A 19,390-nucleotide genomic window follows, 5' to 3' on the forward strand; every position below is an offset into this window, starting at 1 on the left:
GGCGCGGGCGGGGCGGCGCGGCGGACGAGGCGGAGGGAGGGGCCGGTGACGCCGGGCCGGGCCGTTCCGCGAACCCGGCCGCCACGGGGGCCGCTCCAGGTGCTGTTCCGGTCCCCGGCCCGGCGCCCGAATCGGCCTCCGGCGCGCTGCCGGGCCGGGCGGCGGGGCGCGGCGACGCGGGGTTCGAGCCGTACGACTTCCTGCCGACCGACCCCTGGCACGGAAAGCACGAGCAGGTGGATCCCTGGCACGGGAAAGACCTCAGGGAGGCCCGTTGGGCCTCCCTGAAGCGAGGCTCGGGCGGCCTGATGGCCGACTTCCCCGCCGATCTCGCCGCGGACCGCCCCGCCGACCGCCCCACGGCGGAGCCGGACGGCCCGGGGACTACTCCTTGAAGCCGAAGAGCGGCTCCAGCGGCTTCGGCAGCAGGTCGTTGCAGGACACCGCTGCGGTCTTGGTCAGAGCGTCGTTCACGCAGGTGTAGTAGTCGCGGTAGACGAGCTGCACGGTGAACGTCGTCGCCACGATGAGCAGCGCCAGCAGGGCGGCCACCAGGCCGCCGACGGCCGCCGTGGTCTGCTGCTTGCTGCTGATGGTCTGTGCCGTGGCGGTGGGCGAGGCGGGCGAGGGGGCGGCGGGCGCGGTCCCGGAGCCGCCGTCCACCGCGGCGCCCGCGCCGGTCCCGGTCCCGGTCCCGAGCCCGGAAGCGTCCCCGGCCGTCCCCGTACGGTCCGTCGCGGAGGCGTTCTTCAGCGGGGTGCGGAGCGCGCTGATCGCCCAGTACGTCGAGAGCGCGCCCAGCAGCAGGGCGATCTCCGTGAAGTCGAACAGGGCGAAGAAGAGGGACCAGATACCGCCGAGCACCGCGTAACGGGCGCGGCGCTGTGCCGGGTCGGTGGGGTCCCAGCGCAGTCCGCCCGGGCCGCCGCGGTCGGCTCCGCCCTTGCCGGGGCCGCCGGAGCCGTTGCCGCCGGGGCGGCCGCCGAAGCCGCCGTTGCCCCGGCCCGGCTGCTTGTTGCTCCACTGGCTGCCCCAGGCCGGGCGGTCGCCGGAGGAGCCGTCGCCGTTTCCGTCGGAGCCGCCGTTCTCGTCCGAGCCGTCGGACCCGTTCGACGCCGAGGGGCGGCGCGGCTGCCACGGCTGGTCCGGACGGTCCGCGGGCGGCGGGGCGAACGGATTGTCCTCCTGCGGCTTCCCGGCGGAGGAGCCGGTGGCCGAGGAGGAATCCGGGGCGGAGGAGTCCGGCGAAGAGGACTGGCGTTCCCGCATCAGCAGAGGGGACCGCTCGGGCAGGGGGAGGCGGAAGGCGGTGCGACGGCGTCGGTCCGGCATGTGGTGAACGTCTTCCCCATCTCGTCATGTCCGCCCGAAGGACGGTTCGTCCGCCCGGTGGACGGCTCGCTGTCCCCTGACGCTACCTCCCGGTCACGCCCCCGTCCCGTGGGGGCCGTCGGGTGTGCCGGTATCGTTGCTGACGGTCGGCCCGTTCGTAGGGTTCCCCGTATCGGGCGAAGCGATACTTTCGTACGACCCTACAAAGAGCGCACCGAGCATGCCGCACTTGCCTCACCCACGCGGCCATCACGTGAGAAAGGGCCCCGACGTGGCCTCCCCGCCTTCCTCCGCCGTTCCCGCCCGGCTGGTCGTGCTGGTCTCCGGATCAGGTACGAATCTCCAGGCGCTCCTCGACGCCATCGGCGACGACCCCGACGGGTACGGGGCGCGGATCGTCGCGGTCGGCGCGGACCGCGACGGGACCGGTGGTCTGGAGCGTGCGGAGCGGGCCGGAATCCCCACGTTCGTGTGCAAGGTCAAGGACCACGCGACGCGGGCGGAGTGGGACGCGGCGCTCGCCGCCGCCGTCGCCGGGTACAGCCCGGACCTCGTCGTCTCCGCCGGTTTCATGAAGATCGTCGGCCCGGCGTTCCTCGCCGCGTTCGGCGGCCGGTTCGTCAACACCCACCCCGCCCTGCTGCCCAGCTTTCCCGGTGCCCACGGCGTGCGTGACGCGCTCGCGTACGGCGTGAAGGTCACCGGGTGCACCGTCCACTTCGTCGACGACGGCGTCGACACCGGTCCGATCATCGCGCAGGGCGTGGTCGAGGTGACCGAGGAGGACACCCCGGAGGGCGAAGCCGCTCTCCACGAACGCATCAAGGAAGTCGAGCGCACGCTGCTCGTCGAGGCCGTGGGGCGGATCGCCCGTGACGGCTGTCGCATTGAGGGACGAAAGGTTCATCTCGGTCATGTCGGTGAATAAGCCCATCTGCCGCGCCCTGGTCAGTGTCTACGACAAGACGGGGCTCGAAGACCTCGCCCGCGGTCTGCACGAGGCGGGCGTCGAGCTCGTCTCCACCGGCTCGACCGCCGGGCGGATCGCCGCCGCCGGAGTGCCGGTCACCAAGGTCGAGGAGCTCACCGGCTTCCCCGAGTGCCTGGACGGCCGCGTCAAGACGCTGCACCCCCGGGTGCACGCCGGCATCCTCGCCGACCTCCGCCTGGACGCCCACCGCGAGCAGCTCGCCGAGCTGGGCGTCGAGCCCTTCGACCTGGTCGTGGTGAACCTCTACCCGTTCAAGGAGACCGTCGCCTCGGGCGCCTCCGACGACGAGTGCGTCGAGCAGATCGACATCGGCGGCCCCTCGATGGTCCGCGCCGCCGCCAAGAACCACCCGTCCGTGGCGGTCGTCACCAGCCCCGAGCGGTACGCCGACGTCCTCGCCGCCGTCAAGGCCGGCGGCTTCGACCTCACCGCCCGCAAGCGGCTCGCCGCCGAGGCCTTCCAGCACACCGCCGCCTACGACGTGGCCGTCGCCTCCTGGTTCGCCGACGACTACGCGGCCGCCGACGACTCGGGCCTGCCCGAGTTCCTCGGCGACACCTACACGCGCAAGAACGTCCTGCGCTACGGCGAGAACCCGCACCAGCCCGCCGCGCTCTACACCTCCGGCGACGGCGGTCTCGCCGAGGCCGAGCAGCTGCACGGCAAGGAGATGTCCTACAACAACTACACGGACACCGACGCCGCCCGCCGCGCCGCCTATGACCACGCCGAGCCCTGCGTCGCGATCATCAAGCACGCCAACCCGTGCGGCATCGCCATCGCCGACGACGTCGCCACCGCGCACCGCAACGCGCACGCCTGCGACCCGCTCTCCGCGTTCGGCGGCGTCATCGCCGTCAACCGCCCGGTGACCGTCGAGCTGGCCGAGCAGGTCGCGGAGATCTTCACCGAGGTCATCGTCGCCCCGGCCTACGAGGACGGCGCGGTCGAGGTGCTGGCCCGCAAGAAGAACATCCGGGTGCTGCTCGCCCCCGCGGCCCCGACCGCCGCGTTCGAGGTCGAGGCCATCGACGGCGGCGCGCTGCTCCAGGCCGCCGACCGCCTCCAGGCCGAGGGCGACGACCCGGCCAACTGGACCCTCGCCACCGGCGACGCGCTCTCCGAGGCCGAGCTGAAGGAGCTGGCCTTCGCCTGGAAGGCGTCCCGCGCGGTCAAGTCCAACGCGATCCTGCTCGCCAAGGACGGCGCCTCGGTCGGCGTCGGCATGGGCCAGGTCAACCGCGTCGACTCCGCGAAGCTCGCCGTCGAGCGGGCGGGCGCGGAGCGTGCGGCCGGTTCGTACGCCGCGTCCGACGCCTTCTTCCCGTTCCCCGACGGCCTGGAGATCCTCACGGCCGCCGGTATCAAGGCCGTCGTCCAGCCCGGCGGATCCGTCCGTGACGAGCTGGTGATCGAGGCCGCGAAGAAGGCGGGCGTGACCATGTACCTCACGGGCACGCGCCACTTCTTCCACTGATCGGACCCGTGTTCACCGGCGGCCGCGCCCCTGCCCGGGGGTGCGGCCGCCGCCGTGTCCGCCGTACGGAACGCGCTCGCCGCTCTGTTCTAATGACACGGCCGTATCCGATGAACGGCCGTGGAAATCCCTAGCGGGGGCAGTCACCGTGCTTGAGCTGAACAAGAGTGGAACGGACCGGTCGGAGCCGGGCCGCCTGCCCGCCCAGGGGCCGGGGCCGGACGCCCGCCCGGCCGGCGATGCGCCGCGTACGGGCGACATCGCCGCCGAACGCGTACCCCTGCGTCCGTACCTCATCGCCGGCGCCGTTCTGTGCGCGCTCTACTTCCTCTACTCGTACTTCCAGTACAGCCGTTTCGGCTCGCCCTCCTGGGACCTGGGGATCTTCGAGCAGGAGGTCAGGGCGTACGCCGCTTTCGACGCCCCGGTCGTCGACATCAAGGGCCCCGGCTATCTGATCCTCGGTGACCACTTCTCGCCGATCGTGGCGCTGCTGGCCCCGCTCTACTGGCTCTGGCCGTCGGCCGAGGCCCTGCTGTTCGCCCAGGCCGCGCTGTTCGCGCTGGGCGCGGTCGTCGTCGGCCGCACCACGCAGCAGCTCCTCGGCGGACGCTCCGGGCTCTGCGTCACCGTCGCGTACGGGCTTTCCTGGGGGATCCAGGAAGCGGTGAAGGCCGACTTCCACGAGATCGCCTTCGCCGTGCCGCTGCTGGCCCTCGTCTGCCGGGCGCTGCTCCTGAAGCGGTGGACGGCCGCGCTCCTGTGGTCGCTCCCGCTGGTCCTGGTCAAGGAGGACCTGGGCGCCACCGTCGCCGTCGTCGGCTTCCTGCTCTTCGTGTACGGCCGCCGCCTCCAGGGCGCGCTGCTCGCCGCCTTCGGGGTCGCCGCCTTCGTGGTCACCCTCATGGTCCTCATCCCGGCGGCCAGCAGCGCGGGGACGTACGACTACTGGCAGAAGATCGACAAGAACGGTGAGCAGGACGTCTCGATGCTGGACTCCGTCCTTGGCGTCCTCAACTCCTCCGTCAAGATCGAGATGCTGGTCTTCCTGATCGGCATCACCGCGTTCATGGCGCTGCGTTCACCGCTGACGCTGCTGATCGTTCCCACGCTGGGCTGGCGGCTGCTCTCGCAGGACAGCAACCACTGGGGCATGGTCTGGCACTACAGCGCGATCCTCATGCCGGTGCTCTTCCTCGCGCTGGCCGACGGCGTCCGCCGCAGCCGCGACTCGCAGCGGCCCTGGCTCGCCTCGTACGCGAAGGTCGCCGTGCCCGTCGCCGCCGCGATCGCCGTCGCGATGACCCAGCATCTGCCGCTGCGCGATCTGCTGCGCCCGGAGACCTACCGCACCGACGACGCCCGCAGCCAGGCGGCCCGGGCGGCGCTGGACGCCATCCCGGCCGGGTCGCGGGTCGAGACGGACATCACGCTGATGGCCCACCTCACCTCCGACCGCACCGTCTACTGGGTCGGCGGAGCCCCCGGCACCGCACCCGACATCGTCGCCATCAACCTGGACTTCGGCTGGTCCCGCCCGATCCAGGACCCGGTGGCGTACGCCGAGCAGCTGCACCCCGAGGCGCGCTACCGGCTCAAGCACCGGGGCGGCAGCTTCGTGGTGATGGAGCGCACGACGCCGGAACCGGAAGAGATCCCGGGCGTACGCAAGGACTGACCCGGGCCCCTCGGCATGCCGCGAGGGCCGCACCCAGGAGCGGGTGCGGCCCTCGCGGCATTCCGGAAGGGAGCGTCAGCCGGCCTTGACGACCACCGTCGAGCAGACCTTGTCCGCGAACGTCTGCTTCTTCTCGTCCCACAGCGGCCACAGGAAGCCGATGTAGCAGGGCGAGTCGAGGATGTGGGCCAGGCGGCGCACGAAGGCCATGCCGAAGCCCAGCGGACGGCCGTCGGCCTCGCGCAGCAGGCGGATGCCCACGGCCTTCTTGCCGATCGTCTGACCGGTGGTGCCCTCCTGGTACAGCTGCCAGATACCGAGGCCGAACGCCAGCAGAGCGCCGATCATGACCATCACGCCGCCGGCCGAGTCGCCCATGGCGCCGCCGATGGCGATGAAGACGATGTACGGGATGAAGATGATGATCCCGTCGATGATCGTCCCCCCGAACCGCAGACCCCAGTGGGCCAGCTCCGGCATGCCGTTGCCGTAGCCAGGCTGCTGGCCGCCGTAACCCGGCTGCTGCGGGTACGCCCCGTACGGCTGGCCGGGCTGCTGCTGGGGGTAGCCGTAGCCCTGCTGCGGGACGCCCTGCGGAGCCTGCTGCGGGTAGCCGTAACCGGGCTGTCCCTGCGGCGGGCCCTGGGGAGGCTGGCCGGGCTGCTGCCCGTACGGGTTGTTCGGGTCGCCGAAGCTCATAAGGGGTGTTCCTTCAACAGACGTGTGGGGACGAGATGGCCACACGGAGGAAGGACATCGATCAGCGGCCCGCCCCCCGTACAACCGCGGCCTTCATCGTTATAAGCGGGACCCGCGTTTGTCCAGTCCGGGGCCCCGGAAGTTGTGCAAGTGCAATCTCCGGTACGGGGGTGGCGCCGGCAATTGGTATGCGGGCGGGGTCATCCGCGAGGATGGGCCCATGACTGCCCAGATTCTCGATGGCAAGGCCACCGCTGCCGCGATCAAATCCGATCTGACCGTCCGTGTGGCGGCCCTCAAGGCCCAGGGGATCACTCCCGGCCTCGGAACCCTGCTCGTCGGGGACGACCCGGGCAGCCGGTGGTACGTCAACGGCAAGCACCGTGACTGCGCCCAGGTCGGCATCGGCTCCATCCAGCGCGAACTTCCCGACACCGCCACGCAGGAGGAGATCGAGGACGTCGTCCGGGAGCTCAACGCCAACCCCGAGTGCACCGGTTACATCGTCCAGCTGCCGCTGCCCAAGGGCATCGACACCAACCGGGTCCTGGAGCTGATGGACCCGGCGAAGGACGCCGACGGGCTGCACCCGATGAGCCTCGGCCGCCTCGTCCTCAACGAGACCGGCCCGCTGCCCTGCACCCCGCAGGGCGTCGTCCAGCTGCTGCGCGCGCACGGCGTGGAGATCAACGGGGCGCATGTCGTGGTCGTCGGACGCGGTGTCACCATCGGCCGGTCGATCCCGCTGCTGCTGACCCGTAAGACGGAGAACGCCACGGTGACCCAGTGCCACACCGGCACCCGGGACCTCTCCTCGCACCTGCGGCAGGCCGACATCATCGTCGCCGCCGCCGGGGTGCAGCACCTGATCAAGCCCGAGGACGTCAAGCCGGGCGCGGCCGTGCTCGACGTCGGCGTCAGCCGGGACGCGGACGGCAAGATCGTCGGCGATGTGCACCCGGGGGTCCGCGAGGTGGCCGCCTGGGTCGCCCCGAACCCCGGTGGCGTCGGCCCGATGACCCGTGCGCAGCTGCTGGTCAACGTGGTCGAGGCGGCCGAGCGGGCCGCCTCCGAGGCCGCCGACGCCGCCGCCGCGGGCTGACAGCCCGGATCCGGAGGGAACCCCATGGGTGCTGGTACGAGTCCGGCCGAGGACGAGGCTTCGGGCAGGGCCACCGACGAAGCCTCGGGTACGGCTTCGGGCAAAGCCGCGGTCACGGACGCGGACGAGGCTGCCGACGGGACCGCGGGCAAGGCCGCCGCGGCCGACGCCGTGATCGCCGGGCGGCCCCGCCGGTCACGGCGGTTCCCCCGGTTCACCCGGGACACCGCCCGGCCCGAGGGCGGCGGTCGGGCGGCGTCCGGCGACGCGCCCGCCCCGGCCCGGCAGTGGCCCCTGCTCACCGTGCTCTGCGCGGCGGGCCTCGGTCTGCTGATCGTGGTCCTGGACCCGTTCGACCAGGCGTTCCGCATCGGCACCATCCTGATCGGCGGTGCGCTGATCGGCGGTGCCGTGCTGCGCTGGGTGGTGCCCTCGGTCGGGATGCTGGCGGTACGGTCCCGGTTCACCGACCTGGTCACGTACGGGCTGATGGGCACGCTGATCGTGCTGCTCGCGCTGGTCGCCCAGCCCGAGCCGTGGCTGGACGTCCCGATCCTGGAGGACGCGGTCCGCTTCACGATCCGCTAGGCGGATCCGCCCGGGGCGCCGGACCGCGGTGCGGGCCCGAGGAGCCGACCCGTGGTGCCCGTCCCCACCCCCGAGGAGGGACGGACACCACGGCGGAACGGGGCCACCGGGCAAGTAGCCCCGGTATGCGGCGAGATGGGCGGCCTTGCCCCGTCCCGACTCCAGAGTCATGGACATGAAAGGCCGGGACAAGCGCTCACTGTGGCCTGTGGCACGGAAGTGACCATTCCGGCACGGTGTGATCGCCGCGCAACGATGGCAGACTGTCACGGCACACAGAGCGGCACGGAGCAGGCAGAGCAGTGGCCGGAACAGCGATCGGGGCGCGTAAAGATGCGTACCCTGTCCCGAATGCTCCCGTGCGCCCCCTCGTCAGGAACTGACACCCTGGTTCCGCGCATCCTCGTGGGTAGTCCAGTTGACGGTCCGGAACGGACGGACAACGGGCGGACCGGGGGAAGCGCGGGTCGGGGGACCCGGCGCAGCGGGGTACAGCAAGCACGTCCGGGGGACATGAGGGGGGAAACGCGATGCCTCGTTGGAAGGCACTGCCCGAAGAGCTCGACCCGCAGATCAGGGAGTTCGCCAGCCAGCTGCGCCGACTCGTCGACCGCAGCGGACTGAACATCAACGCGGTGGCCGACCGCACGGGTTACAGCAAGACGTCCTGGGAGCGGTATCTCAACGGGCGGCTGCTCGCCCCGCGCGGGGCCGTCGTGGCTCTCGCCGAGGTGACGGGCACCCCGCAGCACCACCTCACGACCATGTGGGAGCTGGCGGAGCGGGCCTGGAGCCGGGCCGAGATGCGTCACGACATGACGATGGAGGCCATCCGCATCACGCAGGCCCGGGCCGCGCTCGGCGAGCTCGGCACGACGGCTCCCGACGCTCCCGGGTCCGGCCGGTCCGGCCGGCCCTCCACCGGCGGCCGGCACAGCGCGTCCGGATCCAGCGCGCGGGTTCCCACCGCCGCGGGCCCGGCCGGTGCCGACGCCCCGCCCCGTGACGCCTACGGCAATGACCCGTACGGCGGCGGGGGTTACGTGCCCGGCGACGACGACACGCGCCGACTCACCGTCCCCACCCAGCGAGGCACCGCACCGCACCCCGCCGGCCACCAGGACCGGCCGTACGACGGCGGGCCGGACCAGGGCGGGCGGCGACCGGAGCGGAACACGGCGCCGAACACCGACGGCGGCTCCGGCTCAGGTCGGAATGCGGGCGGCACCGGGCCGGGCAGGACGCCAGGCGGCCGCCGGAAGGGCGTCATGCTCGCCGTCGGGGCCGTCGGCGCGCTGATCGTCGTGGTCGGCGCGGTGCTGCTCGCCCCGGGCGGCGACGAGGCCGCCAAGGCCACCCCGCCCCCGTCGGCGGCCCCCACCACGGCCGCCCCGGAGCTGCCCGTGGGCGTCGAGTGCAGCGGCGCGGACTGCGCCGGGCAGGACCCCGAGGCGATGGGCTGCGGCGGCGAGTTCGCCCGTACGGTGGCCAGCGCCGTGGTCGGCGGCAGTAAGGTCGAGGTCCGCTACAGCAAGGTCTGCTCCGCCGCCTGGGCCCGCCTCACCGAGGCGGCGATCGGCGACACCGTGCAGATCACCGGGGGCGCCGGCCCCCAGAACGGCGAGGTCATGGGGGACACCGACGCGTACACCCCGATGGTCGCGGTGAAGAAGGCGTCCGACGCGAAGGCGTGCGCGACGCTCACCGCCTCCGGCACGAAGGGGTGCACCGACCCGGGCGAGTGACACCGGCTCCGGGCGGTCGGCCTCCGCCCGGAGCCGCCGTCGCCCGCGCGTGCGGTGCGTACGGCGCGTGCGGTGCGTGACCGTCTGTGTGCGGTGCCACAGGGGGCCGGGCGGCCCGGCCCGGCCGGGTCCGATAGCCTGACCGCTGGATGTCTCTTCACGTCAAGATTCGTCGGGCGCGGAGGGTGTCCAGCACCAGGGTCCGGCACCAGGGGCCGGGACCCCCACCGCCAGCTGTCTAAACGGAGACCGCCATGACCCGCACTCCCGTGAATGTCACCGTGACCGGCGCAGCCGGCCAGATCGGCTACGCGCTGCTCTTCCGCATCGCCTCCGGCCACCTGCTCGGCCCGGACGTGCCGGTCAACCTGCGCCTCCTGGAGATCCCGCAGGGCCTCAAGGCCGCCGAGGGCACCGCGATGGAGCTCGACGACTGCGCCTTCCCGCTGCTGCGCAACATCGAGATCACCGACGACCCGAACGTCGGCTTCGCCGGTGCGAACGTCGCCCTGCTCGTCGGCGCCCGCCCGCGCACCAAGGGCATGGAGCGCGGCGACCTGCTCGCCGCCAACGGCGGCATCTTCAAGCCGCAGGGCAAGGCCATCAACGACAACGCCGCGGACGACATCAAGGTCCTCGTCGTCGGCAACCCGGCCAACACCAACGCGCTCATCGCGCAGGCCGCCGCCCCGGACGTACCGGCCGAGCGCTTCACCGCGATGACCCGCCTGGACCACAACCGCGCGATCTCGCAGCTGGCCGCCAAGACCGGCGCCGCCGTCTCCGACATCAAGAAGCTGACGATCTGGGGCAACCACTCGGCCACCCAGTACCCGGACATCTTCCACGCGGAGATCGCCGGCAAGAACGCGGCCGAGGTCGTCGACGACGAGGTGTGGCTGGCCGACACCTTCATCCCGACCGTCGCCAAGCGCGGCGCCGCGATCATCGAGGCCCGTGGCGCGTCCTCGGCCGCTTCGGCCGCCAACGCCGCCATCGACCACGTGCACACCTGGGTCAACGGCACCGCCGAGGGCGACTGGACCTCGATGGGCATCCCGTCGGACGGCTCCTACGGCGTCCCCGAGGGCATCATCTCCTCCTTCCCGGTCACCACGAAGGACGGAAAGTACGAGATCGTCCAGGGCCTGGACATCAACGAGTTCTCCCGTGCGCGCATCGACGCGTCGGTCAAGGAGCTCACCGAGGAGCGCGACGCGGTCCGCGAGCTCGGCCTCATCTGATCCGCACCCGCACCACCCCGAACGCCCCCGGCAGCCTCTGCTGCCGGGGGCGTTCGGCGGTTCGGCGTCCGCGCGTCTACCGCAGGCCCTGCCGCAACGCCTCCGCCGCCCCGCGCGCCGCCGCCACCGCCAGCCGCTGGAGGGCGGGGCCGAAGGTGATCCGGGCCGCGCCCAGTTCGCCCAGCCGGCGCACGGCGGCCGGGGAGTCCGGCGTACCGAGGGCGTTCAGCGGCAGCGGCACGGCGGCGGCCAGTGCGGGCAGCTCCTCGGGCGGCGCGGCGATCGGGTAGACGCCGTCGGCGCCCGCCGCCGCGTAGCGCCTGGCCCGGTCGAGCGCGGCCGCCGACCGGTCCGTACCGGCGGGCGCGTCGTAGAGGTACACGTCCACGCGGGCGTTGAGGAAGAGCCGGTCGCCCGCCGCCTCGCGGAAGCGGGCCAGCCGGTCGGCCTGGTCCGCCGGGTCCAGCAGGACGCCGTCCACCGAGTCCTCCAGGTTGCAGCCGACCACCCCCGCCGTCAGGAGCCGCTCCACCAGCTCCTTCGGCTCCAGCCCGTACCCGGCCTCGATGTCCGCCGACACGGGTACGGAGACCGCGCGGGCGATCCGGGCCACGGCGGCGAACATCTCGTCCGCCGGGGTGCGGCCGTCCTCGTGGCCGAGCGAGGCGGCGACACCCGCGCTCGGGACCGCCAGCGCCGGGAACCCGGCCTCCTCCAGCGCCCGCGCGCTCGCCGCGTCCCACGGGCCGGGCAGCACCAGCGGGTCGTCGGGGGCGCGGCCGTGGTGCAGGGCGCGGAAGACGGAGACCGGGTCGGTCACAGGACTCTCCTCGGGGGTGGGGTTCGCGGTCAGCTCTTGTGGTCGCCGGGCGTGTAGTGGCCCGGGGCCAGCCGGCCGGTGACGCCGAAGCGGTTCCAGGCGTTGATCACGGTGATGGCCGCGATCAGCTGGGCCAGCTCGGTCTCCTCGAAGTGCTCGGCGGCCTTCGCGTACACCTCGTCCGGGACGAAGCCGTCGGTCAGGACGGTGACCGCCTCGGTCAGGGCGAGCGCCGCCAGCTCCTTCTCGGTGTAGAAGTGCTGCGACTCCTCCCAGGCGCTGAGCTGCACGATCCGCTCGACGGACTCGCCCGCCGCGAGCGCGTCCTTGCTGTGCATGTCCAGGCAGAACGCGCAGCGGTTCAGCTGCGAGGCCCGGATCTTCACCAGCTCCACCAGGAGCGGGTCCAGCCCCTTACGGGCGGCGATGTCGAGCCGGATCATCGCCTTGTAGACGTCGGGGAGGAGCTGGGAGACGGAGATCCGGGCCGGGTGCTCGGGGGCGAGGTCGGCGGGGGAGTGGTGGTGTCCGTGTGTCGAGGTCATGAGGACGACGCTACGGTCCCGATGGCACCCCGGTATGGTCCATTGCCATGACGGATTCCTGGGCCACTTTCGGCGCGGACCTGCATCTGGAACCGGTCGGCCAGGGGCTCCGCAGCGGGCTGATGGCGGCGCTGCGGGAGGCGGTGCGCACCGGCCGGCTGACGCCCGGCACCCGGCTGCCGTCCTCCCGGGTGCTCGCCGCCGACCTGGGCATCGCCCGCAACACGGTCGCCGACGCCTACGCCGAACTGGTCGCCGAGGGCTGGCTCACCGCCCGCCAGGGCTCGGGCACCCGGGTCGCCCAGCGGTCCGCCCCGCGCCGGACGGACCCGGCGGCGGCCCCCTCCCGGCCGGCCCGGTCCGGAGCCGGGTACGACCTGAAGCCCGGTTCGCCGGACCTGTCCGCCTTTCCGCGCACCGCCTGGCTCAAGGCCGCCCGCAAGGCGCTCACCGCCGCACCCGACGAGGCCTTCGGCTACGGCGATCCGCACGGCCGCGTCGAACTGCGCACGGTGCTGGCCGAGTATCTGGCGCGGGCGCGCGGGGTGTACGCCGACCCGGAGCGCATCGTGATCTGCTCCGGCTTCGCGCACGGGCTGTCTCTGCTGGGCCGGGTGCTGCGCCGCCGCCGGGTCCGGGACGTCGCCGTCGAGTCGTACGGCCTCGACCTCCATAGAGACCTCCTCACCGAGGCCGGGCTGCGCACCCCGTGCCTGCCGCTGGACGAGCACGGGTCGCGCACCGGCGAGCCGGCCGCGATGCGCGGCGCGGGAGCGGTGCTGCTGACCCCGGCGCACCAGTTCCCCACCGGCGTACCGCTGCACCCGGACCGGCGGGCCGCCGCCGTCGACTGGGCCCGGTCCACCGGCGGGCTGATCCTGGAGGACGACTACGACGGGGAGTTCCGGTACGACCGGCAGCCGGTGGGCGCGCTCCAGGGCCTCGATCCGGAGCGGGTCGTCCATCTCGGCACCGTCAGCAAGTCGCTGGCCCCGGCGCTGCGGCTGGGCTGGATGGTGCTGCCCCGGAGCCTGGTGGCGGAGGTGGTGGCGGCGAAGGGCGTGTCCGAGTGGATGTCCGGCTCGCCCGACCAGCTCACGCTCGCGGAGTTCATCGCCTCGGGGGCGTACGACCGGCATGTGCGCTCCATGCGGCTGCGCTACCGCCGCCGCCGCGACCAGCTCGTCGCGGCGCTCGCGGAGCGCGCGCCGGGCATCGAGGTCAGCGGGATCGCGGCCGGGCTGCACGCGGTCCTCGAACTCCCGGCGGGCGCCGAGCGTTCGGTGATCCAGGCGGCGGCGTTCCAGGGCCTGGCGCTGGACGGCCTCGCCCGCTACCGCCACCCGGACGCCCCGGCCGCCCGTGACGCCCTGGTGATCGGCTACGGCTCACCGTCCGAGAGCGCCTGGGCGGGCGCGCTGGACGCCCTGTGCCGGGTGCTGCCGTAAGCAGTCGGCTTCCGAACCCGCCCCCCGGTTAACTAATCTGACAAGTGGTCCGGTGGTGGAACAGGAAGAAGGCGGCCGGGCCCGATCGCGTACCACGGGGGAGAACCGCGTATGTCCAAACGAAGGCTGAGGTCGAGCACGGTCGTGCTCGGCGGCATGGGGCTGCTCGCCCTGACGGTCGCGTCCTGCGGCTCGGAGCCGGACCGGCGCTGCGCCGACCGGACGACCCGCGAGACCCTGCCCAGTTACGAGTGCCGGGGCGGCAGCGGCGGCGGCTCGGGCGGTTCCGGCGGCGGCCGGGGCTCGTACTACTACGGCGGCAGCACCAGCAGCTACGACGGCAAGGTGCAGGGCGGCAGCTTCGATAAGTCCGCGGTCGACCGCGGCGGCTTCGGCTGTTCCAGGTCCGGCGGGGGCTGAGCGGAGATGGAGCGCCGCACGATCGAGCCGCGCCCCGGCTGGCAGGAGACCGTCGAGTCGCAGGGCGTCGTCTACCCGCTCACCCGCTACCCGGACGACTCGCTGCGTCCGTACTGGGACGAGAGCGCCTACTACGTCTTCTCGCTGCCCGAGGTCGAGGCCCTGGAGGGGACCGTCGAGGAACTGCACACGATGTGCCTGGCCGCCGCCGCGCACATCGTCGAGCAGGACCGCTTCGCCGACCTCGGCATCACCGACCCGAGGCTGGCCGCACTGGTCGCCGAGTCCTGGCGCCGCCGCGCCGAACTGCCCTCCGTGTACGGACGGTTCGATCTGCGCTACGACGGTGGCGGCCCGGCGAAGATGCTGGAGTACAACGCCGACACGCCGACCTCGCTGGTGGAGGCCGCGAGCGCGCAGTGGTTCTGGATGGAGGACCGCTTCCCCGGCGCCGACCAGTGGAACTCCCTGCACGAGCGGCTGGTGGACGCCTGGAAACGGCAGGCGCATCTCCTGCCGCCCGGACCGCTGCACTTCGTCCACTCCGACGGCGACGAGGCGGGCGAGGACCTGATGACGGTCGCGTATCTGCGCGAGACCGCCCAGCAGGCCGGCATCGACACCGAGGCGCTGTCCGTCGAGGAGATCGGCTGGGACCGGCTGTCCGGGCGGTTCGTCGACGACCGGCTCCGCTTCATCCGCAGCTGCTTCAAGCTCTACCCCTGGGAGTGGCTGGCCACCGACCGCTTCGGGCCGCAGGTGCTGGACACCCCCGACAACGGCGGCGGCTCCGGCACCACCTGCTGGATCGAGCCCGCCTGGAAGATGCTGCTCTCCAACAAGGCGCTGCTCGCGATCCTCTGGGAGCTCCACCCCGGCCACCCGAACCTGCTCCCCGCCTACCTCGAAGGACCGCGCGAGCTGGCCGGGCCCGGCGGGGCGGGGTACGTCTCCAAGCCGCTGCTCGGCCGCGAGGGCGCCGGGGTCGATCTGCACGGCCCCGGCTCCCCGCCCGTCCTGCGCGACGAGCCGTGCTGCTACCAGGAGTTGGCCCCGCTGCCGGACATCGACGGCAACCGGGTGGTGCTCGGCGCGTGGATCGTCGAGGACGAGGCGGCGGGGCTCGGCATTCGGGAGTCGGCGGGGCCGGTCACGGACGAGTACGCCCGATTCCTGCCCCACGTCATCCTCTGAGCCACTCCGGGTTAGTGGTCACGGGTACGGGACCGGCCTCAGGCGCTCAGCACCGCCCGCAGCCGGTCCAGGCCCCAGTCCAGGTCCTCCTTGGAGATCACCAGCGGCGGGGCGATCCGGATCGTGGAGCCGTGGGTGTCCTTCACCAGCACCCCCTGCTCCATCAGCTTCTCGGAGATCTCCCGGCCGGTGCCCAGCGCCGGTGCGATGTCCACGCCCGCCCACAGGCCCCGGCCGCGCACCGCCTCCACCGCGCCGCCGCCCGTCAACAGGCCCAGCTCCCGGTGCAGATGGTCGCCCAGCTCGGCCGCCCGCTGCTGGTACTCGCCGGTCCGCAGCATCGCGATCACCTCCAGCGCCACCGCACAGGCCAGCGGGTTCCCGCCGAAGGTGGAGCCGTGCTCACCGGGCCGGAACACGCCGAGCACATCCGCCGACGAGACCACCGCGGAGACCGGCACCACTCCGCCGCCCAAGGCCTTGCCGAGCACGTACATGTCCGGCACCACACCCTCGTGGTCCAGCGCGAACGTCTTCCCGGTCCGCCCAAGGCCCGACTGGATCTCGTCCGCGACGAACAGCACGTTCCGCTCGCGGGTCAGCTCCCGTACGCCGGGCAGATAGCCGGCCGGCGGCACCAGCACTCCGGCCTCGCCCTGGATCGGCTCGATCAGCACCGCCACGGTGTTCTCGGTCATCGCCTCCCGCATCGCGGTGAGATCCCCGTACGGCACGATCTCGAACCCTGGGGTGTACGGGCCGAAGTCGGCCCGCGCCTCCGGGTCCGTGGAGAAGCTGACGATCGTCGTCGTGCGGCCGTGGAAGTTGTCCGAGGCCACGATGATCTTCGCCATGCCGTCCGGCACGCCCTTGACCCGGTAGCCCCACTTGCGGGCGGTCTTCACCGCGGTCTCCACGGCCTCCGCCCCGGTGTTCATCGGCAGCACCGTCTCCATGCCGCACAGCGCCGCCAGCTCCGTACAGAAGTCGGCGAACCGGTCGTGGTGGAAGGCCCGGGAGGTCAGCGTCACCCGTTCCAGCTGGGCCTTGGCCGCGTCGATGAGACGCCGGTTGCCATGGCCGAAATTGAGCGCCGAGTATCCGGCCAGCAGGTCCAGATACCTACGGCCCTCGACATCGGTCATCCAGGCGCCCTCCGCCGTGGCCACGACGACCGGCAACGGGTGGTAGTTGTGCGCGCTGTGCGCCTCGGCGGAGGCGATGGCGGTTTCCGTGGTCGACACGGGATCTCCGTTCGTCGTGCGGCGTGGGCGGGGGGTGGTGCCCACTTTGTATCGTCGGTCGGAACCCGCGCCGGGAAACCTCCACCGCGCGGCGCGCCCGCCGTCGCGCGCCGGGCGGCCGGAATGTGCGGTTCGTCTCAGCCGTGCGCTCCCGTGCTCCGGGCTCCTGCGGTTACGCGCCCTCTCCGCCCCGCACCGGCTGCCGGAGATCGCCCCCGTACCTGAGACAATGGAGCCATGGCCTCTGACCTCCCCACCGACCAGCCGCAGACGGGCCGCACCGGTGCGGCCGCCCGTCCGCGCGTGCTCTCCGGGATCCAGCCCACCGCAGGCTCGTTCCACCTCGGCAACTACCTGGGCGCGGTGCGCCAGTGGGTGGCGCTGCAGGAGAGCCACGACGCCTTCTACATGGTCGTGGACCTGCACGCGATCACGATCCCGCAGGACCCCGCCGAGCTGCGGGCCAACACCCGGCTCGCCGTGGCGCAGCTGCTGGCGGCCGGTCTGGACCCGGAGCGCTGCACACTCTTCGTCCAGAGCCATGTGCCCGAGCACGCCCAGCTCGGCTGGGTGATGAACTGCCTCACCGGCTTCGGCGAGGCCTCCCGGATGACGCAGTTCAAGGACAAGTCCGCCAAGCAGGGTGCCGACCGGGCCACCGTCGGCCTCTTCACCTACCCGGTGCTCCAGGTCGCCGACATCCTGCTCTACCAGGCGAACCAGGTCCCGGTGGGCGAGGACCAGCGCCAGCACATCGAGCTGACCCGCGACCTCGCCGAGCGGTTCAACGGCCGGTACGGACAGACCTTCACCGTCCCCGCGCCGTACATCCTCAAGGAGACGGCGAAGATCTTCGACCTCCAGGACCCGGCGGTGAAGATGAGCAAGTCGGCCTCCACGCCGAAGGGCCTCATCAACCTGCTGGACGACCCGAAGGTCACCGCGAAGAAGGTGAAGAGCGCGGTCACCGACACCGACACGGTGATCCGCTTCGACGCCGAGAAGAAGCCGGGCGTCAGCAACCTGCTCTCGATCCTCTCCACCCTCTCCGGCAGCCCCGTCGAGGATCTGGAACGGAGTTACGAGGGCAAGGGCTACGGTGCGCTGAAGACCGACCTGGCCGAGGCCATGGTGGAATTCGTCACTCCCTTCCGGACCCGCACCCAGGAATATCTGGACGACCCGGAGACGCTGGACTCCATCCTGGCCAAGGGAGCGGAGAAGGCCAGGGCCGTCGCCGCGGAGACGCTGGCACAGACGTACGACCGGATGGGCTTCCTGCCCGCGAAGCACTGAGTCCAAGGACCCTGGCGAGATCATGGCCGCAGGGGTCACACTTGCGGCGGCGGAACGCGCGGGCCGGACACCCGGCCCGCGCGGCATGACCGGAAATCGACCATCGACGATGGAGGAGAACGACGTGGGGACCGTAACGCTCGGCGTTTCGATCGCGGTCCCGGAGCCCTACGGCAGCCTGCTCCAGGAACGCCGCGCGAGCTTCGGGGACCCTGCCGCCTTCGGCATTCCCACCCACGTCACCCTCATGCCGCCGACCGAGGCGCAGTCGGCCGACCTCCCGGCGATCGAGGCGCACCTCGACCGGATCGCCACGGCCGGCCGCCCGTTCCCGATGCGGCTGTCCGGCACCGGCACCTTCCGCCCGCTGTCGCCGGTCGTCTTCGTCCAGGTCGTCGAGGGGGCCTCGGCCTGCTCCTGGCTCCAGAAGCGGGTGCGGGACGCCTCCGGACCGCTGGTGCGCGAGCTGCAGTTCCCGTACCACCCGCATGTCACCGTGGCCCACGGCATCGCCGAGGAGGCCATGGACCGGGCCTACGAGGAGCTCGCCGACTACGAGGCGGCCTGGACCTGCGGTTCCTTCGCGCTGTACGAGCAGGGCCCGGACGCGGTCTGGCGCAAGCTCCGGGACTTCCCGTTCGGAGCGGGCGGCGGGGCGCCCGCCGTCCCCGCCCAGGGCGGCTACACGATCGAAGCGTCGTCGTCGGCCCCGTCGCTGCGGCCCTGAGCCACCTGGGCCGTCTTGCGGGGAGGGCCCCGTAACGGGTGGACCCGCTAGAGCGGCAGCCTGCGGAACAGCGGGCGGGGGACGTGCCGCAGCGCCGCCATCACCACCCGGAGCGAACCGGGCACCCACACGGTCTCCGAGCGCCGCCGCAGCCCCGTGACGATCGCCGCCGCGACCTCCTCCGGGCCGGTCGCGAGCGGCTGCTCCGGCCGCCCCGCCGTGGCCCGCGTCCGTACGAAACCGGGGCGGACGACCATCACCTGCACCCCGGTCCCCTGGAGCGCGTCGCCGAGCCCCTGAGCGAACGCGTCGAGGCCCGCCTTGCTGGAGCCGTAGATGAAGTCCGCGCGCCGGGCGCGCTCCCCGGCCACCGAGGACAGCACCACCAGCGAACCGTGCCCCTGCGCCTGCAGTGCGCCGGCGCACACCAGCCCCGCGGAGACCGCCCCCGTGTAGTTGGTCTGGGCGACCCGGACCGCGGCCATCGGCTCCTCCTCGTCCCGCGCCTGATCGCCGAGGACGCCGAACGCCATCAGCACCACGTCGATGTCGCCCTCCGCGAAGACCTTGCCGAGGGCGACCTCGTGGGAGCCGGAGTCCAGCGCGTCGAAGTCGACGGTCCGCACGTCCGCCCCCCGGCCGCGGAGCTCGGCGGCGGCCGACTCCAGGGCCGGGGAGGGGCGCCCGGCCAGCCAGACCCGGCGGGTGCGCAGGGCGATCAGCCGGCGCGCGGTGGCCAGGGCGATCTCCGAGGTGCCGCCGAGGACGAGCAGGGACTGCGGGGCGCCGAAGGCATCCTTCACGGAAAACTCCTGGTCAGGTGGGGCGAAACGGGGGTCG

The 19,390-nt window shown here is 72.6% G+C and carries 18 protein-coding genes and 1 pseudogene; 13 read left to right on the forward strand and 6 right to left on the reverse strand.

What is annotated here, in order from left to right:
• Positions 1–395: pseudogene (locus G3I54_RS23200) on the forward strand (hypothetical protein); the annotation flags it as partial.
• Here the strand turns inward: G3I54_RS23200 and G3I54_RS23205 are convergent.
• The gene (locus G3I54_RS23205) at positions 385–1,332 is read right to left on the reverse strand and encodes a hypothetical protein (RefSeq protein ID WP_164616802.1); all 948 of its coding nucleotides are present in this window, start codon (positions 1,330–1,332) and stop codon (positions 385–387) included. The pseudogene G3I54_RS23200 and the gene G3I54_RS23205 sit on opposite strands and share 11 nt — an antisense overlap.
• 271 nt (positions 1,333–1,603) lie before the next feature.
• On the opposite strand from G3I54_RS23205, the gene purN reads away from it, so the two are divergent.
• The 3 genes from purN (at position 1,604) to G3I54_RS23220 (ending at position 5,478) form a co-directional block, all read left to right on the forward strand.
• Positions 1,604–2,260 (forward strand): phosphoribosylglycinamide formyltransferase, encoded by a 657-nt coding sequence (gene purN, locus G3I54_RS23210; RefSeq protein WP_164616803.1) that lies wholly within the window; start codon positions 1,604–1,606, stop codon positions 2,258–2,260.
• Positions 2,247–3,800 carry a bifunctional phosphoribosylaminoimidazolecarboxamide formyltransferase/IMP cyclohydrolase gene (purH, locus tag G3I54_RS23215; protein ID WP_164616804.1) on the forward strand — a complete coding sequence of 518 codons (1,554 nt, stop codon included), beginning with the start codon at positions 2,247–2,249 and terminating at the stop codon, positions 3,798–3,800. The genes purN and purH overlap by 14 nt, the downstream gene beginning before the upstream one ends.
• Before the next feature lie 148 nt (positions 3,801–3,948).
• The gene (locus G3I54_RS23220; RefSeq protein ID WP_164616805.1) at positions 3,949–5,478 is read left to right on the forward strand and encodes a DUF2079 domain-containing protein; all 1,530 of its coding nucleotides are present in this window, start codon (positions 3,949–3,951) and stop codon (positions 5,476–5,478) included.
• Between the two features lie 75 nt (positions 5,479–5,553).
• Here G3I54_RS23220 and G3I54_RS23225 read toward each other — a convergent pair whose 3' ends face one another.
• Positions 5,554–6,177 carry an RDD family protein gene (locus G3I54_RS23225; protein ID WP_164616806.1) on the reverse strand — a complete coding sequence of 208 codons (624 nt, stop codon included), beginning with the start codon at positions 6,175–6,177 and terminating at the stop codon, positions 5,554–5,556.
• A gap of 220 nt (positions 6,178–6,397) precedes the next feature.
• On the opposite strand from G3I54_RS23225, the gene G3I54_RS23230 reads away from it, so the two are divergent.
• From G3I54_RS23230 to G3I54_RS23245, 4 genes are all read left to right on the forward strand, one after another.
• Entirely contained in the window at positions 6,398–7,279 is an 882-nt protein-coding gene (locus tag G3I54_RS23230; RefSeq protein WP_030084515.1) for a bifunctional methylenetetrahydrofolate dehydrogenase/methenyltetrahydrofolate cyclohydrolase, read from the forward strand.
• Between the two features lie 24 nt (positions 7,280–7,303).
• Positions 7,304–7,867 carry a DUF3017 domain-containing protein gene (locus G3I54_RS23235; protein ID WP_164616807.1) on the forward strand — a complete coding sequence of 188 codons (564 nt, stop codon included), beginning with the start codon at positions 7,304–7,306 and terminating at the stop codon, positions 7,865–7,867.
• Positions 7,868–8,397: 530 nt separating this feature from the next.
• A complete protein-coding gene (locus tag G3I54_RS23240) occupies positions 8,398–9,612 on the forward strand; it encodes an XRE family transcriptional regulator (RefSeq protein ID WP_164616808.1) in 1,215 nt (404 codons plus the stop codon).
• 254 nt (positions 9,613–9,866) lie between these two features.
• The gene (locus G3I54_RS23245; RefSeq protein WP_164616809.1) at positions 9,867–10,856 is read left to right on the forward strand and encodes a malate dehydrogenase; all 990 of its coding nucleotides are present in this window, start codon (positions 9,867–9,869) and stop codon (positions 10,854–10,856) included.
• A gap of 76 nt (positions 10,857–10,932) precedes the next feature.
• Here G3I54_RS23245 and G3I54_RS23250 read toward each other — a convergent pair whose 3' ends face one another.
• Both G3I54_RS23250 and G3I54_RS23255 read right to left on the reverse strand, forming a co-directional pair.
• Positions 10,933–11,676 (reverse strand): isocitrate lyase/phosphoenolpyruvate mutase family protein, encoded by a 744-nt coding sequence (locus G3I54_RS23250; protein ID WP_164616810.1) that lies wholly within the window; start codon positions 11,674–11,676, stop codon positions 10,933–10,935.
• Positions 11,677–11,705: 29 nt separating this feature from the next.
• Positions 11,706–12,221 carry a carboxymuconolactone decarboxylase family protein gene (locus G3I54_RS23255; RefSeq protein ID WP_164616811.1) on the reverse strand — a complete coding sequence of 172 codons (516 nt, stop codon included), beginning with the start codon at positions 12,219–12,221 and terminating at the stop codon, positions 11,706–11,708.
• A gap of 47 nt (positions 12,222–12,268) precedes the next feature.
• On the opposite strand from G3I54_RS23255, the gene G3I54_RS23260 reads away from it, so the two are divergent.
• The 3 genes from G3I54_RS23260 (at position 12,269) to G3I54_RS23270 (ending at position 15,283) form a co-directional block, all read left to right on the forward strand.
• Positions 12,269–13,669, forward strand: a complete 1,401-nt coding sequence (locus G3I54_RS23260) for a PLP-dependent aminotransferase family protein (protein WP_164616812.1) — start codon at positions 12,269–12,271, stop codon at positions 13,667–13,669.
• A 111-nt stretch (positions 13,670–13,780) separates the two neighbouring features.
• Positions 13,781–14,089, forward strand: a complete 309-nt coding sequence (locus tag G3I54_RS23265) for a hypothetical protein (RefSeq protein ID WP_164616813.1) — start codon at positions 13,781–13,783, stop codon at positions 14,087–14,089.
• 6 nt (positions 14,090–14,095) lie between these two features.
• Entirely contained in the window at positions 14,096–15,283 is a 1,188-nt protein-coding gene (locus G3I54_RS23270) for a glutathionylspermidine synthase family protein (protein ID WP_164616814.1), read from the forward strand.
• 38 nt (positions 15,284–15,321) lie between these two features.
• On the opposite strand, the gene rocD is transcribed toward G3I54_RS23270, so the two are convergent.
• A complete protein-coding gene (gene rocD / locus G3I54_RS23275; RefSeq protein ID WP_164616815.1) occupies positions 15,322–16,527 on the reverse strand; it encodes an ornithine--oxo-acid transaminase in 1,206 nt (401 codons plus the stop codon).
• A gap of 237 nt (positions 16,528–16,764) precedes the next feature.
• Here rocD and trpS point away from each other — a divergent pair, with 237 nt between their 5' ends.
• Complete coding sequence (trpS, locus tag G3I54_RS23280; protein WP_203687055.1) at positions 16,765–17,823, forward strand: tryptophan--tRNA ligase; 1,059 nt, start codon at positions 16,765–16,767, stop codon at positions 17,821–17,823.
• A 124-nt stretch (positions 17,824–17,947) separates the two neighbouring features.
• Entirely contained in the window at positions 17,948–18,550 is a 603-nt protein-coding gene (locus G3I54_RS23285) for a 2'-5' RNA ligase family protein (protein WP_164616816.1), read from the forward strand.
• A gap of 47 nt (positions 18,551–18,597) precedes the next feature.
• Here the strand turns inward: G3I54_RS23285 and G3I54_RS23290 are convergent, their stop codons facing one another.
• Positions 18,598–19,353 (reverse strand): decaprenylphospho-beta-D-erythro-pentofuranosid-2-ulose 2-reductase, encoded by a 756-nt coding sequence (locus G3I54_RS23290; protein WP_164616817.1) that lies wholly within the window; start codon positions 19,351–19,353, stop codon positions 18,598–18,600.
• Between the last annotated feature and the right edge of the window lie 37 nt (positions 19,354–19,390).

The organism is Streptomyces sp. SID14515 (assembly GCF_010548505.1).
Taxonomy (GTDB): Bacteria; Actinomycetota; Actinomycetes; order Streptomycetales; family Streptomycetaceae; genus Streptomyces; species Streptomyces caviscabies.